Source organism: Pantoea sp. RCC30.1 (assembly GCF_058148845.1).
In genome coordinates this window covers 148550-163087 of the sequence record NZ_JBXUHX010000011.1, presented here as the reverse complement: position 1 = coordinate 163087, position 14538 = coordinate 148550, and the positions used below count along the sequence as shown (strand labels likewise).

Annotated in this window: 12 protein-coding genes and 1 tRNA gene; 2 read left to right on the top strand and 11 right to left on the bottom strand. The window is 46.8% G+C overall.

Going from position 1 to position 14538, the window contains the following annotated elements; all coding sequences use genetic code 11:
• Window positions 1–450 precede the first annotated feature (450 nt).
• The 3 genes from AC2LB6_RS12185 to AC2LB6_RS12175 are packed head-to-tail and all read right to left on the bottom strand — an operon-like array spanning window position 451 to window position 3940.
• A complete protein-coding gene (locus AC2LB6_RS12185; protein WP_175501452.1) occupies window positions 451–1476 on the bottom strand; it encodes an ABC transporter permease in 1026 nt (341 codons plus the stop codon).
• A 23-nt stretch (window positions 1477–1499) separates the two neighbouring features.
• Complete coding sequence (locus AC2LB6_RS12180; RefSeq protein ID WP_490093701.1) at window positions 1500–2984, bottom strand: sugar ABC transporter ATP-binding protein; 1485 nt, start codon at window positions 2982–2984, stop codon at window positions 1500–1502.
• 32 nt (window positions 2985–3016) lie between these two features.
• Window positions 3017–3940, bottom strand: a complete 924-nt coding sequence (locus tag AC2LB6_RS12175) for a sugar ABC transporter substrate-binding protein (RefSeq protein WP_090959767.1) — start codon at window positions 3938–3940, stop codon at window positions 3017–3019.
• Between the two features lie 505 nt (window positions 3941–4445).
• Here AC2LB6_RS12175 and AC2LB6_RS12170 point away from each other — a divergent pair.
• Window positions 4446–4521, top strand: a tRNA-Asn gene (locus AC2LB6_RS12170).
• 226 nt (window positions 4522–4747) lie between these two features.
• Here AC2LB6_RS12170 and AC2LB6_RS12165 read toward each other — a convergent pair.
• Genes AC2LB6_RS12165 through AC2LB6_RS12150 form a run of 4 tightly spaced genes read right to left on the bottom strand, consistent with a single transcriptional unit; the run spans window position 4748 to window position 9754 of the window.
• Window positions 4748–6130, bottom strand: a complete 1383-nt coding sequence (locus AC2LB6_RS12165; protein WP_490093700.1) for a DHA2 family efflux MFS transporter permease subunit — start codon at window positions 6128–6130, stop codon at window positions 4748–4750.
• A 28-nt stretch (window positions 6131–6158) separates the two neighbouring features.
• Window positions 6159–7139, bottom strand: coding sequence for an aminoglycoside phosphotransferase family protein (locus AC2LB6_RS12160; protein WP_490093699.1), 981 nt, complete (start codon window positions 7137–7139; stop codon window positions 6159–6161).
• Window positions 7136–8278 carry a hypothetical protein gene (locus AC2LB6_RS12155; RefSeq protein ID WP_490093698.1) on the bottom strand — a complete coding sequence of 381 codons (1143 nt, stop codon included), beginning with the start codon at window positions 8276–8278 and terminating at the stop codon, window positions 7136–7138. Before AC2LB6_RS12155 ends, AC2LB6_RS12160 begins: the two co-directional genes overlap by 4 nt.
• Before the next feature lie 48 nt (window positions 8279–8326).
• Complete coding sequence (locus AC2LB6_RS12150) at window positions 8327–9754, bottom strand: bifunctional 2-methylcitrate dehydratase/aconitate hydratase (protein ID WP_490093697.1); 1428 nt, start codon at window positions 9752–9754, stop codon at window positions 8327–8329.
• A 468-nt stretch (window positions 9755–10222) separates the two neighbouring features.
• Between AC2LB6_RS12150 and AC2LB6_RS12145 the strand changes: the two genes are divergently transcribed.
• The gene (locus AC2LB6_RS12145; protein ID WP_490093696.1) at window positions 10223–11110 is read left to right on the top strand and encodes a LysR family transcriptional regulator; all 888 of its coding nucleotides are present in this window, start codon (window positions 10223–10225) and stop codon (window positions 11108–11110) included.
• A 148-nt stretch (window positions 11111–11258) separates the two neighbouring features.
• Here the strand turns inward: AC2LB6_RS12145 and AC2LB6_RS12140 are convergent, their stop codons facing one another.
• The 4 genes from AC2LB6_RS12140 to AC2LB6_RS12125 form a co-directional block, all read right to left on the bottom strand.
• On the bottom strand, window positions 11259–12473 hold the full coding sequence (locus AC2LB6_RS12140) for an acyltransferase family protein (RefSeq protein WP_490093695.1): 1215 nt from the start codon (window positions 12471–12473) through the stop codon (window positions 11259–11261).
• A gap of 186 nt (window positions 12474–12659) precedes the next feature.
• Window positions 12660–13496: an MBL fold metallo-hydrolase gene (locus tag AC2LB6_RS12135; protein WP_490093694.1), complete on the bottom strand. Its 837-nt coding sequence runs from the start codon at window positions 13494–13496 to the stop codon at window positions 12660–12662.
• 10 nt (window positions 13497–13506) lie between these two features.
• Complete coding sequence (locus AC2LB6_RS12130) at window positions 13507–13833, bottom strand: hypothetical protein (RefSeq protein WP_490093693.1); 327 nt, start codon at window positions 13831–13833, stop codon at window positions 13507–13509.
• Between the two features lie 49 nt (window positions 13834–13882).
• Window positions 13883–14440, bottom strand: coding sequence for a peptidylprolyl isomerase (locus tag AC2LB6_RS12125; protein ID WP_490093692.1), 558 nt, complete (start codon window positions 14438–14440; stop codon window positions 13883–13885).
• Between the last annotated feature and the right edge of the window lie 98 nt (window positions 14441–14538).

Sequence of the window (14538 nt, the reverse complement as noted above, 5' to 3'; positions counted from 1 at the left end):
CTCCGTCACTCACCCCGAATAGCGAAATGGGTCTGATCCCATCGCCCTGATAACAGAGATTTTGCAAAATGCAGGCCAGGTTTAAACGACTCCCGCTATCCATCAGCCAGATTTTTCCTAACGGCCCGGAAAATAAGCGTTTCTGATTACCTCTTAAGGGTTAATAAGCATCAGGAATGCCTGAACAGATAGAGTGACAGTGTCAGACGCACTGTGACAGTGCAGACGCTGCGAGTCAGACGTGCAGAAAAGTGATGACAGGCTGTACAGTTTTAGTGCAGTGGAAACGCATTGCACCTGATGAAGGCTTGCCGGGCCTGAAGCGAAGCGTGAAGAAGAGGGTGGGAAATGTAAACGTTATCAGCGGGGTTTCTTATCGCTGGCGGATATGAGCGGGTAAAAAGCAACCGTTGCCTTCTCCCGCATGCGGAAGAAGGCAACGCCTGCTGATTAACGTTTTTTGCGGTTACGGTGCATGTCGATAGAGACCGCAGCCACGATGATCATCCCTTTGATAATGTCCTGAATGTACGCATCGACACCCACGAAGGTAAAGCCGCTTTTAATCAGGCCAAGGATCACTGCGCCAATTAATGTGCCGGTGATACGGCCCACACCGCCCATCAGGCTGCTGCCACCGATAACGGCTGCGGCAATCGCATCCAGCTCGTAGGACATCCCCATGCTCGACTGGCCACTGCTGACACGCGCCGCCAGTACCACACCCGCCAGGCCAGAGAGCGCACCAGCTATGGTGTAGACGATGATCAGATACTTGTTAACGTTGATACCGGAGACTTTCGCCGAAGTCATGTTGCCGCCAATGGCGTAAACATATTTACCGTAACGGGTATGTTTCAGGGCGATGTGGAACAGCAGTGCCACCACCAGGAAAATCACCACCGGCATTGCGCCCTGACCGATTGAGGTAAAGCCGTCGGAAAGGAAGCTGATTGGGTTGCCCTGGGTGTAATACTGCGCCAGACCGCGTGCCGACACCATCATGCCCAGCGTGGCGATGAATGGCGGAATACCGGTACGGGTAATCAGTACACCATTGACCACACCCGCCAGCAAACCAACACCAACCCCGGCCGCGATAGGGATTACCGCAGGCATATTTACCAGCGACGGATACATCGGCGACAGACTGTCAGAGGTCTGCGCCAGGCTCGCGGCCACCACCGCCGCCAGAGCAATGATGGAACCGGAGGAGAGATCGATACCGGTGGTGATGATGACCTGGGTCACGCCGACGGCGATGATCCCGATAATTGCCACCTGCAGCACAATCAGAATCAGGCGGTTGGTGTTGAGCAGGAAAGACTGGTCACGCACATACCAGCCGAACATTTCAAAAATTAACGCAATCCCCACCATCACCACGAATATGCCGGTATCTTTCGGCAATTTATGACGCAGGCTGGCAAAAAAAGAGGGTTGCTGCGGGGCTGCCGGGGTGGCAGTAGCTTTCATATTGCTCATAGTGGTCTCGCGCCTCACTCGGATGCCAACGACAGAATGGTTTCCTGATCGGCTTCTTCTTTATTGAGGATGCCGGTTATACGCCCGCCGTGCATCACCATCACCCGGTCGCTCATGCCAAGGATTTCCGGCAGTTCAGAAGAGACCATGATGATAGCTACGCCACGGTTGGCAAGTTCACTGATCAAGCGGTAAATCTCCGCCTTTGCACCGACGTCAATGCCGCGCGTCGGTTCGTCCAGAATCAAAATCTTCGGTTGTGCCAGCAGCCAGCGGGCAATCAGAACCTTCTGCTGATTACCGCCGCTGAGGTTGTTGATGATCTGATCCATGGTCGGCGTTTTGATATTGAGCCGACGGATTTGGTCCATGCAGTCCTGCGCCATCTTCACATGGCTGACAAAACCGCTTTTGCCGCTGTACTCCGGCATGTTGACGATGCTCATGTTTTCCATCACCGACAGCACCAGAAACAGCCCGGACTTTTTACGGTCCTCGGTGAGAAATGCCATGCCCTTTTCAATCGCCGTTGAAGGTGAATCGATCGTCACCGGCACGCCATCAATTAAGATCTCGCCGCTATCGAAGCTCTCCATGCCGAACAGGCTCTCCATCACCTCGCTGCGACCGGCACCGACCAGTCCGGCGACGCCGAGGATTTCACCCCGACGCACACTGAAACTGACATCGGTGAAACGATCTTTGCAGGTGAGATTGCGAACCGTCAGCACCTCTTCCCCGATGGCGTTGTTGAATTTTGGGAACAGCTGGGTCAGTTCGCGGCCTACCATCTGGGTAATCAGCGACTGGCGGGTATATTTCGCCGTCTGATCGCTGGCAATCCAGGTGCCGTCGCGGAAGATACTGACTTCATCGGTGATGGTGAAAATTTCATCCATCTTGTGGCTGATGTAGATGATCGCTTTGCCCTGCTCCCGCAGGTCACGAATGATGGTAAACAAGTGCGCCACTTCGGTTTCGGTCAGCGCGGAGGTCGGCTCATCCATGATGACGATATCTGAATCCCAGGAGACCGCCTTGGCAATCTCGACCATCTGCTGCGACGCAATGCTCAGCTCGCCCACCATCCGATCGGCTTTCAGGCGGATATTCAGGCGGTTAAGCAGTTCCTGCGTCTTCTGATTAAGTCGGGCGTGATCGACAAAACCAAATCTCATCGGCTCACGACCCAGCCAGATATTTTCAGCAACGGTCATGTAAGGCACCAGATTGAGTTCCTGGTGGATCATTGAAATGCCGGAACGCAACGCGTCCATGGTGTCCTGAAACTGCACTGGCTCCCCTTTAATTTTAATCGTGCCCTGATCGGGACGATACATCCCGATCAGGCACTTCATTAAAGTGGATTTGCCCGCGCCATTTTCGCCCATCAAGGCATGTACCGTTCCCGGACGCACCCGTAACGACACATTGTCGAGGGCTTTAACGCCAGGGAAGAACTTGCTGATGCCTTCGGCTTCAAGCGCAAACGCGTTCATACATCACCTCCGTACAGCTGGGTCGGGTACAATTATTTCAGGTTACGGTTAGCAAACTGTTCCATATTATCTTTGGTAATCAGCTGGTAAGGGATGTTGATGATTTTCTGAACTTTCTCGCCTTTCACCAGTTTGATCGCCGTCTGCACCGCGCCTTCACCCTGGCCCTGCGCATCCTGGAACACCGTGGCGACCATCTTGCCCTGCTTCAGCATCTGCAGCGCATCCGGGGTGCCATCGACGCCAGCAATCAGGATTTTATCCGGGTTTTTACCCAGCGCCTGCAGCGCACCGATTGCCATTTCATCGTTGTTGGAGGCGATGGCATTAATCTGATCACCGGCCGTCATCCAGTTACTGACAACATCCACCGCGTCGTTACGGGTAAATTTGGCAGTCTGTTTCTGAACGATTTTGATACCAGGGAATTTAGCCGCGACTTCTTCCACGCCTTTGGTACGGTCGCGGGTCGCTTCGTTCGCCAGGTCACCCATCAGGATGGCGACGTTGCCTTTTCCGTTCATCGCTTTAGCCAGCGCTTCCATCTGTAAGCGTCCGGCCAGTTCTGAATCGGAACCGACATAGGCCATTTTGCCCGTCAGCTCAGCCCCTGGACGGCGGTTTACGAAGATCAGCGGGATACCCGCTTTGCTCGCCTGATCCATAATCGGTTTCACCGCGTTGGTGTCGACCGGGTTAACGATCAGTGCATCAACACCCTGACCGATAAAGTTTTGTACCTGCTGCAGCTGCTGTGAAACGTCGCCCTTTGCATCCTCAACCTGTCCTTTGACGCCATCTTTCTGCATCTCTTTCTGCATTGAGGTACGCAGAATCGTCAGGAAGTTGTCATCAAACAGCGCCATCGAGACGCCAACGGAGATATCTTTTGCCATAACCGCGGCAGGTAACATGCAGGCTAACAGTGAGGCGACAATCGTTTTTTTAATGTTCATAGGGACCCTTCTTATTTGTTAACTTGCTCAGCGGCTGTGACTGCGAATGAAAAATATCTTTTACATTCACCCAGCCTGTCTGGCGTCTGTTTCGGGAAATTTGAGGTAAGACTTCATGTTCTGACTATTTTTGTGATCGACCACTCCTTTTCACAATCACTTGATCTGCAAACAGTTAACTTCAAAATAGCGTTTCACTTTCAGACGATAATGACGACCGTGATGATAAGCAGTTTATTTATTCCATATAATCACGTTTTGAAATTTTTATCATAAAAGCACTGAAACGGTTGTTTTAACATCGGCAAACAACAAAACTTTGACATGCCTCTAACATCTGCTGAGAAATGCCCGCAAAGTGAGATCCTGTTGGCAGTTTGAAAATCCATCAGAATCAGGTAAAAATCACCAATCCGCTGCTTTTACGAGCATCTGAACGCAATTCAGTAAACAGGGCTTTGACAAGCGGGATCAGCGCCGTTAATATTCGCCCCGTTCAAGCGATTCCTCTGTAGTTCAGTCGGTAGAACGGCGGACTGTTAATCCGTATGTCACTGGTTCGAGTCCAGTCAGAGGAGCCAGAATTAGAAAAGCCCGCTCAGGGAAACCTGAGCGGGCTTTTTGCATTGATGTTTCAGTTACTTTCACATCTGGGGGGCTTACAACACGAATCCGTACTGCGAGCCGTCCGGCAGTTCACTAACCCTGAATCCTAAGAACGATATCAAACCAGAATCTGCATCTGCACCCTTGTCGTTTTCATGCCTTCCTATGTCACGTTCTATGACTATTATTCAATTCAACAAATCATTTATGGAGACGCAGCATGCTTGTAAGGGACGAGAGTGCTGAGATGAGGCAGGCCAGCCCAAAAAGATAAACGGCGAACTTTGCATCTGCACCATCCGTTAATCCGTTTAATAATGCTATAACCATCGCAACCAGCGCTGCACCAATAGATTGTCCTGCGGTTCGGGCAGTCGATAACAGACCTGACGCCGTTACCGTTCGTTTCGCGGCAACGTTTGAAAACATCTCTTTATTATTCGGTGGCAGGAAGAGTCCATAACCCGTTCCGCATACTGCTACACGCCATAGGAAATCATTTATCGTGGCTGCCTCGGGTAGCATTGCAAGTGATCCTAAACCTATGCAAAAGATCACCACGCCCACTGTCGATATCTGGGAAGGATTTAAATGATTTGACAGTCTGCCAGCAACAGGGGCACAGATTGCAACCGCAATCGGCCAGGGCGTAAAGATGAAGGCTGACTCCAGTACAGAATAGTGATAGGCATGCTGTAGTACAAAAGGCAAACCTACCAATGCCATCCCCTGAGCGACAAACATTGAAAATGAAGATACGACAGCGAATGAATATCGTCGGGAATGAAATATATCCAGAGGTAGTAATGGATGTTTAGATCGCGTTTGCGCCTTGAGAAAGATAGCGATCAGTACTATTGAGACAACGCCGCATAATATAAGTATACGGCTATCCCAACGCCCGATTTGATCGACAGCAATAACCATCAGGCCCAGAGCCGCCGCTGAAGTGACAGCGCCTGCCCAGTCGAAGCCTTTCTCACGTTCAGTATCAATGCCAAGTGAGATGATCGCGAACACTATGGCAAGTGCACCCAATGGAATATTGATATAGAACAGCCAGGGCCAGTCGAGCCTGGAGATAATCAGGCCACCTAACGCAGGGCCGATGGCCGTACCCACCGCAAAAGCCAGCGCATTAAGCCCTAAAATGGTTCCTAACGCATTTGGTGGAAAAATAACCCGATAGAGACCCAATCCCACGCTAATCATAACGGCATAGCTCACCCCCTGAAGTACCCGCATAGCGACCAGCATGCCGAAGGTTGAAGAGAGGCTGCAACCCAACGATGCTAGCGTAAATAATACCATTCCCGCTGTATAGAAGCGCCGCTCCCCTATTCGTGATCCAAGAGATGCACAGATTAGCATTGTTGCAGCACTGGCAACCTGATAGCCGTTAGTTACCCAGATGACCGACGCTGAATCTACATGTAATGCCTCAGCAATAGAGGGTAAGGAAATGTTGACAATGGAGCTGTCCAGCGCTGCCATGACAACACCTATCAGAATGGCCGCAGCCGCCAGATAGCGTCTGGGCGTGTCAAAACCTTGCTCTAAGGTACTACTGCTAACCAACGACATATGCCGTATATCCTTAAGTGAGTGTCTGTTATGCACAAAGGCTTGCCGCCTCAGCCACTGTTCCTTCGAGGTAGGTCAGCAGGCCAAGCATCAGGACTTCTTCAGGGCTAGCGACGACAGGAGATCGAGGCGCTTTCCAGGACTGTTTACTGCCATTGATGCGTATGCTCCTCAGGAAACAGTAGGTGGTGAGTACGTAGAATCGGTTCCGCAGACTTTCCCCCATCAACGGCAGCAGACCTGAAATGCCTCCCAACTCCGGGATTTCAATGAGAATATTTCCGTAATCTGGCTTAGCCAGTACAAACATCAATGCATCAGCCATGGGCACCACTTTGACAGCATCTTTTATTTCTGCCGCAAGCTCATGCCAGAACGAAAAAGCAAACCGGGAGAAGCCAAAAAGTGGATCCAGACCACGTACTGAAAAGTCCGGATCAATAAATCGTGTCTGAGCATGCTCCTCGTTATAGAGCACATTGCCGAAATGAAAATTGAAATGGGCTTTTTCAACCGATCTGAACTCTTCTATCCGGGCCATTTCGGCCGCTTTTTCATAGACTTCGCGGGCAGTGATAGTGAACCGCGCACCATTAAGAAAAATTTGTTTATCAAATAAGTCATGTGCGAAACGTGTGCCTTCCCACTCATCCAGTAATCTGGAAGGCATATCGTATGTCCTGGCCGACGAGGTTTTTGATTCCAGACCAATTGCCTTCTGTATATTTTCCAGTGTGTTCCTTACGATAATACGGCGCCCAGCCAACGAGCGTTGATCATCAAATACGATTCTGGATAACGGCAGGGAATCCATCTTTTCAAGAATATAGAATTGCCGTCCTGCAGCCAGCCCATCATGTAATACCGGCACCATGAGTTCCGGGTAAATATCGTGTAATGCACGGATCTGTTCGACTTCTGCTTTCAGCTTTCCATTAAACTTTTCGGACATAGCTGTCTTAACAACAAAGCCTGAACTCAAGAAGTCTACGGTATGAGAGCGTGTCATTTTTGAATCCCCCGGAAAGTGGCAACGGGCTGGCCTGATGCGATACTCCGTGCCACGGCACGGACAACAGCGCTGTAACCGACAGTGTTGTTAACAAATGACTGGATGATAATTTCACTCAAATTCTGGCTTGCCAGATAGGAAGGTCTGAGAATTAGCAAATGGTTGTGATCGCTGAGAATGGTTGAGCAACGACGCTCAAAAGCATAGGCACGGCTACCCAGAGGCGTTCGCGATGCTTCTGCAACATGGGGATGTGTTCCGTTAACCCTGTCAACTGCCTCTTCAATCAGACTGATGGTTAATGCTCCAGCATCTTTGACGATGAAACGGTTAATCTGATATCCAGGCGCATGCACAGGTGCGCGTAATGAAACTGTATTCACCAACGGTGCCCAGGGCATCACTTTATCCTGACTCATGGCTATTTGTGAGAAACTCGGACGGAGATTATCTCGTGCATCCTGCAAGCGTCCCTCAAATGAACGGGTACCGAGCACACCGTTTGGTGTATCCGGATGCACAATATCGGTTTCCACCGAAAGGATATGCGAAGCATTACAGTGGATGGCCCTTAGCGCATCAATAAGTATGCGCAGTGAGGCATGCATCCCATTGGTCTGACAGGAACCCAGGCAATACATACCCGAGTCGACGACTTTACGTTCTATTGTATTGATATCATCACGAGTCAGATCTTCCAGACAACCATAGATACTCGGCAACTGGTCGGCCTCTGCAACGCCCAGAACTACGTCCGCAAGTTCCTGCATGTTACGGGCAACAGGACTATCCCTATCCATGTCCAGCTTACTGGTGGCGATAAAGCCAATATCGAAGCGGCCTATTTCTGAGGGAAGCGTTTTGCCAAGATCGCCAAAGAAAAAGTGGACCTCGCGTTCATGGATACGCAGCGTTTCATTATTGACAATAGATACGTGGGATTGTATGCCGGGATATGCCATTGCCAATCGTGCCACGATTCCATCAATAGGGCGCAGTTCAGGATAATGTTTATCGAGGGAAGGTGGATTAGTCACGACTGTTTGAATAGCAAAACCATCTTTCTCCGGATTATTCTGAATAAGAAGGTTTGCACCTATCTCCGCTCCACAGCCAACCAGTATTGCTTTTTTCATTTCACTTCTCCCTGCTTAATGATTAATTGAATGTGTTTCAGAGGCGACCTAATCCCAGGAAAACATCTTCAGGAGGTCGATAACGGACATGGCATCCAGCTTTGTTTCGGAAATCAGGGTCTCGGACAAAATATGGGATCGGCCACGTAATGGGCTGTCTGACAAATTCAGATGGAATTTCGTTAACAGCGCGTCGAAACACTCTTCACGACGACGAACATGGCCGAGCGGATATTCGATGGTTTCTGTAAGCTCTTCGTCCATGCCATAACATTTCAGGAAGAGGGCGTTAGGAATGGCGCGTTTCTCAGGATCGTAATAGCTCTCAGTAAATGAAGGGCGTTCCGTGCAGGTAATTTTTAACCGCAGTTTTTCCAGTTGCGGATCAGTGGCAAGCGGTTCGTGGAAATCTTTAATAGTCAGGTTTCCGGTTTGAAGCCCCACAGCGACCATGTACTGGAGACAGTGATCGCGATCCGCAGAGTTTTTCATTGGGCCCGATTTATCGATGATCTGAATTGCCGGTCGAGTTGTTTCAACGCGTACATACTCAATGCTTTCAGAGGTGAAGCCTGCGGCCAGTAAGCGTGCTCGCAGATTAATGGCTGCTTCAACAGCTGTCTGGGCATGGTATTCAGCGGGGTTAGGCACTTTGAATAAGATGTTCTTAATGACAAAATCCGATAAATTGCGCGACAGATTAAAAGGCTTGCCTCTTAAAACAGCTTCGTCGAATCCCCAGCGACTGACTGTAAGCGCACTGGGATAACCCATTTCTCCGGTTTGAGCGAAAAGAGCCAGCTGCAGACCTCGCGCCGTAGCATCACCCGCAGCCCATGACTTGCGTGTTCCCGCATTGGGTGCATGCCGGTAGGTTCTGAGCGAATGCCCGTCGATGAGAGCGTTAGAAAGCGCACTCAACGCCTGGTCCTTCGACAGGCCCATCAGTTGTGCTGAGGCAATAGCTGAAGCCACTTTAACCAATACCACATGATCAATCCCCAATGCATTGAAGCAGTTCGACAGACATAACACGCCGTGAATCTCGTAGGCACGAATCATCGTATTCAGGATCGCTGTCATATCAACGACGGTTTGACTGGTTTCATCCAGGCTATGCCAGGCGGCGGCGGCCAAGATAGCCCCCAGATTATCCGATGGATGTCCCCACTCCTGAGCAAGCCAGGTATCATTAAACTCCAGCCAGCGAATCATTGAACCGATATGAAAAGCGGCCTCAACAGGTCCTAGTCTTAATGCCGTACCGGCTACAGGCACACCTTCACGATTCTTGCTGAACTGTGCACCCTTCATCAGCCTCATACAGTCAGAATCAGTAGCGGCAGCGATCGCGCAACCTATCGAATCTAGCAGGCAATAACGTGCCAGACGTAAAGTCTCATCATCAAAAGTTGACTGCTCATAGGCATAGTCAACCAGTTGCACCATTACCTCATCAAAATCTGCACAACCCATACCTCACCCCACACATGAATAAGAATGCTCTTAAATATAATTAATACCCTAATGCAATGACTAAATGAAATTTACAGAAACTGACAATTCATTGATTTATATAGGATTACTCATTACGTCTTATTAAAATCGTAATTGTCATGGCATAAAAAAACCAGTGAATAAAACCGAGGCGATCATCGAAAATATTGATGCCCACCAGAATATTTATAAGATCTGAGGCAGGCCTGAAGGTCAGGGAAATGAGAATGAATTAAAAGGCGAAATAAAAGCAGAATCTGTCGTTTAATCTTTCAAACCAGGATTAATATCTATCCCGTGTATAACGCCGTCGTTCCCATCTGAAAATGCAACCCCCTTTGTGTATTTCTCTCTAAGACAGAAGTGGTAAACATGGTGACAAATTAATTAATACAGAATATAAATAATTGTTGTGATGATAAACCAATTTTAAGCATGAGGTTTCAAATGAAGATAAGCGAACTTCTTGCATTCGTGACAGTCGTGGAGACAGGGAACATAACCCAGGCAGCCGAACGTCTTAACCGAGTGCAATCGAGCATTTCTCACCGAATCAGGAGCCTGGAAGATAACCTGGATGTGACTTTGTTAGACCGAAAAGCTGATGGTTGCACACTGACTGCACAAGGTCAGATACTCTATGAGTATGCGCTTAAAATATTAAATCTTGCAGATGATTGTAAAAACAACATTTCGCACTCAAAAAATAGTCAACTGAACATACGTATTGGCATTATAGAGTGTTTACCTCCCTACATTGTGAGTTCACTCATCGATCTTGGCCATGATCTGGGATGGAATATAGATATTTCAATTGGGAACACAATCAGTTTGCTGAATGCTTTTGAACAGAATGAGTTTGATGCAGTTATCATTGGAGCGGGATTTTCTAATACGCAACACGCACGTTCAACGCTACTCTCAAGTGAGCTTGTTATTATTACAGAGAAGAGCTATCCGGAAATAAAAGATCTCTCTGTTCTGGACGGAGAAGTTTTTTTACTGAGTAGTAAAAAATGCGCAACGACTACCCGTAACTACAACTTTCTGTTTAATGAGGGCCAAATCACGCCTAAACGCGTTGTTGAATGTGGATCCTACCCTGTTCTGTTCTCCAGCATTGCTGCTGGTAAAGGCGTATCGCTCGTACTACGTTGCTCAATCAGTAGTGAAGTACAAAGTAAAATAAAAATCCATGAACTCAACGGCCAGTTCAATGATTTCAAGATAGAGCTTGTTTATCGTACTGACTCAGCGCATATGGATGGCACTAAATTCAGAGGTGTTATGAATTCAGTTTTTCAGGATCCCCGATTAAATAATATCGGCTACTGAATTTTTAATTTTTAAAATTCATCCTGTTAGGAAAGTTTGTAACAAACAGAGAGCAGGAGAGCATGCATACAACATTTGCACTTTTCTCCTGCTCGCCGTTAAACTACCCCTTAAGTTCATGACCCCATGTTTTATGTTCTCTATCACCTCACACAGATTCAGGCAGAATGCCTAGCCTCTTAGCCCTGCACTTTTCCAGTATCAGCTTCATCATGGGGACTTCGAAGTATTTATATAAAAAAGAGGCACACGACACCGAGAGAACTAATGCAACAGCAATAAGCGCAATACCTTCGGCAAGGTCATATTTTCTGCCATCTGTCAGATTTAAAAAATAAAAAAGCACAAGAAAATGCACCATATAGAATGAATAAGATATTTCGCCTAACCACACGGATGTTTTCGTGTTTAAGGGGGTATTTCTATTTTTTAAGTCATCAGCCGCCATCGAAATGATCACTAAACAAACAGGAATTATGAAAACCACACTCATGCTGAACTGATAAGGAAGATACATGGAACCCATGTACGTAACTGCAAGCAGAGTAAATGAAACTTTTTTCGTGAGGATTAATGCTCTTCCGTTCATCAGCAATCGGGCTGCAAACATGCCAGCAATAAACTCAAATATACGTGAAGGCGGAAAAATATATGAAACCCAAAAATGGCGTTGCGAAATTGGAAATGCCCCCATTAAATGGTTCGGCTCAACCCAAAAATATATGCAGCTTTGAACCAATAAGGATGCTGCGGTAACAATGATTAATGCGCGTAAATCATACTTTTCAGGTATGGCTTTCATTACTTTGAAAATAAAGGGAAAGGAAAGATAAAACATCGCTTCAATACACAAAGACCAACTCGGTCGATTACCTATAAAAAAATAATGCACATCATCAACCCAAGTATTCAATAAAAAGAGATTAGAAAACGATAACTTATACTGATATATACTCATTGCACCAATAATAAGTGCTATAACCCAGGTCAGAAAATGAGTAGGATAAATCTTTGCGAATCGCCGCAGATAAAAATCCCCCGCAGTGTCATGATTTTTCGCAGACCACACCATAATGAACCCACTCAAAATAAAGAAATATGAAACACCGAGCCATCCCGCCTTACCTACAATCATGGTAAATAAATGCTGAATAGTCGGGTCTGAAAATGGCGCGAGGTCGCTGGGTAGCGATGAGTGAAATAAAAAAACCAGCAATGCAGCCCAAAACCTGCTGCCGGTAAGCGAAGGCAGTTTAAGCTGCAAAGTTGTTTTTTCTTTCGGGATGAAGATATTCCCCTGCAACGTATTTAAGTCACTACCCATAGAATTAATACTAATTTTTTTGTTTATGTCAGCATTCATAGCATTTTCCCCAAGACAGATTATATATCAGAATTCTTAGCAGATCGTATAGCGGTAACGATACACAGGAATAATCACGGCAACGCAATATAAAAAGACGGGCTGAATGTCAGTCATTCACTACTGCGATGCCGTTCATAAAATAATTTATTTAAAATTATAAATCTTTAACTTACTGGTCAGTACCTAATCATTATTGATGATGCGATATCCCGACTCACATTTTTCAATATAGCCAAAACCTCGTTCACCGAAATGCATACCGCCGACAAGAATCTTATCTGAACTTACCACATCAAGTATTCGCGCACGCGTCTCAGCCGCAATTTGTGGATCATAGTCAAAGGCTATTGCCACCTCTGGTTTTCTCAGTTGAATATGCGGAAAATGAACAATATCCCCCCAAATAAAAAGACTATTTTTTTCACCTTCAATCCGGTAACCAGTGTGGCCAGGGGTATGACCTTTTAACGGGATTGCAAAAATACCAGGAAACACCTCGCCTTGATCGATGAGACGAATTTTTTTCTGATACTTTTTAAATATACTTCGCGCCAAAAGAAAATTACCCTTTATCCTGTCACTTACTAAGGAAAAAACTTCGTCATCTTCAAGATAATCAAATTCATTGCTACTTATAATTAAATCCGCATTACTAAACACAGCCTCACCTTCAGAGTTCAATAACCCGCCAATATGGTCAGGGTGCGCGTGTGTGAGAAGAACAGCATCAATATCCTGTGGTTGTATGCCCAGACTGCCAAGATTAGCAACTAACTTGCCGCCCCAGCCTTTTACGCCACCGGCTCCACTATCAATGAGGAAATTTTTCCCATTACGGCTAACTAAAAAGGTATTTATATGAACAGCGTTCAGTTCATTAATTTTTTCTTCGCGTTGAATTCGCTCACACTCTTTTTCATCAACATTTGAAAGCATGTTAAAACCGACGTCAAGATATCCATCGCTGATTGCTCTCACCTTTATATCCCCCAGATCTCTTGTAGGGAAACTGGTTTTCATGTTATGCTCCTTAGTTCTTTCCATAAATATTACTCGCGTCAAAAGAAAAACAGCGAATCCTTGCTGGAATACCCGTCCACTCCTTAATTAACAGATCCACCTCATGCATGAATTTCTCCATAAGGGATGTCGTACGGAAAAGCTCCTGTCTAAGCCGTACTTCAAAGTAAATAGGTGTGCCAAAACCTATCTCTGAAATGAGATAACTAATGTGAATATTATTTTCTTTCGCCTTCAACATCTCCTTTACAAGAGCTACTAAAGCCGTTGAAAATTTTGTATATGATTCTGCATCTAACCGATGCCTTTCAGATGTGTAAAGAGTGATACTGGGCATTCTTAATCGATTCTCCGTATGAATATTAAGCCCGCAGATTTCATTTGACCTACTCTGCTGTCGCGAAACTTATGCTCTTTATTAACTCAGGATTCACAACTGACCCCGTATCACTGTGCCCATATTGAAGCTGGTCTATTAACTCCATACCATCTGTCACTTTGCCAAATACCGTATAGTTTTGTTCTAAATAACGGGCTCTGGCAGTGGTAATGAAAAACTGATGAGTGGCACTGTGCGGATGTCGTGACCTGGCCATACCCAGAGTGCCACGCTCAAACGGCAAACGACTAAATTCTGCTGCCAGGGCAGGTAATTTCCGGTGGTTTAAACGCATCTCTTTTGATGGTTCACCGGTTTGGGCCATAAAACCCTCTATGACACGCGTAAATGGCATGCCATCATAAAACCCGGCCTGTACCAGTGTTTTAATACGTTCTACATGCCCGGGGGCGATGTCGGAAAATAAACGCATTGTTACTGTTCCGCACTCAAGCTCCATTTTTAGTAGATCATTCTTGCTGATTACCCCTTTGAATAAGGGAGGAATTATTATCGCTCCCGTGCACAGACCCAGCCCTCCGCCAATAAACATTCGACGATTCATATTATTTTTTCCATTTCTTATCCAGACTTTTTACCGAGTTTCAGGACAGAGGTGATCATTAACCCTGTACATTTGAACTCACTAAGCATCAGACTTTC

Excerpts from the sequence above, each read along its gene's own strand:
- AC2LB6_RS12175 (WP_090959767.1), bottom strand. The coding sequence starts at position 3,940 with ATGAACATTAAAAAAACGATTGTCGCCTCACTGTTAGCCTGCATGTTA.
- AC2LB6_RS12160 (WP_490093699.1), bottom strand. The coding sequence starts at position 7,139 with ATGACACGCTCTCATACCGTAGACTTCTTGAGTTCAGGCTTTGTTGTT.
- AC2LB6_RS12180 (WP_490093701.1), bottom strand. The coding sequence starts at position 2,984 with ATGAACGCGTTTGCGCTTGAAGCCGAAGGCATCAGCAAGTTCTTCCCT.
- AC2LB6_RS12140 (WP_490093695.1), bottom strand. The coding sequence starts at position 12,473 with ATGAATGCTGACATAAACAAAAAAATTAGTATTAATTCTATGGGTAGT.
- AC2LB6_RS12165 (WP_490093700.1), bottom strand. The coding sequence starts at position 6,130 with ATGTCGTTGGTTAGCAGTAGTACCTTAGAGCAAGGTTTTGACACGCCC.
- AC2LB6_RS12130 (WP_490093693.1), bottom strand. The coding sequence starts at position 13,833 with ATGCCCAGTATCACTCTTTACACATCTGAAAGGCATCGGTTAGATGCA.
- AC2LB6_RS12155 (WP_490093698.1), bottom strand. The coding sequence starts at position 8,278 with ATGAAAAAAGCAATACTGGTTGGCTGTGGAGCGGAGATAGGTGCAAAC.
- AC2LB6_RS12185 (WP_175501452.1), bottom strand. The coding sequence starts at position 1,476 with ATGAAAGCTACTGCCACCCCGGCAGCCCCGCAGCAACCCTCTTTTTTT.
- AC2LB6_RS12145 (WP_490093696.1), top strand. The coding sequence starts at position 10,223 with ATGAAGATAAGCGAACTTCTTGCATTCGTGACAGTCGTGGAGACAGGG.
- AC2LB6_RS12125 (WP_490093692.1), bottom strand. The coding sequence starts at position 14,440 with ATGAATCGTCGAATGTTTATTGGCGGAGGGCTGGGTCTGTGCACGGGA.
- AC2LB6_RS12135 (WP_490093694.1), bottom strand. The coding sequence starts at position 13,496 with ATGAAAACCAGTTTCCCTACAAGAGATCTGGGGGATATAAAGGTGAGA.
- AC2LB6_RS12150 (WP_490093697.1), bottom strand. The coding sequence starts at position 9,754 with ATGGGTTGTGCAGATTTTGATGAGGTAATGGTGCAACTGGTTGACTAT.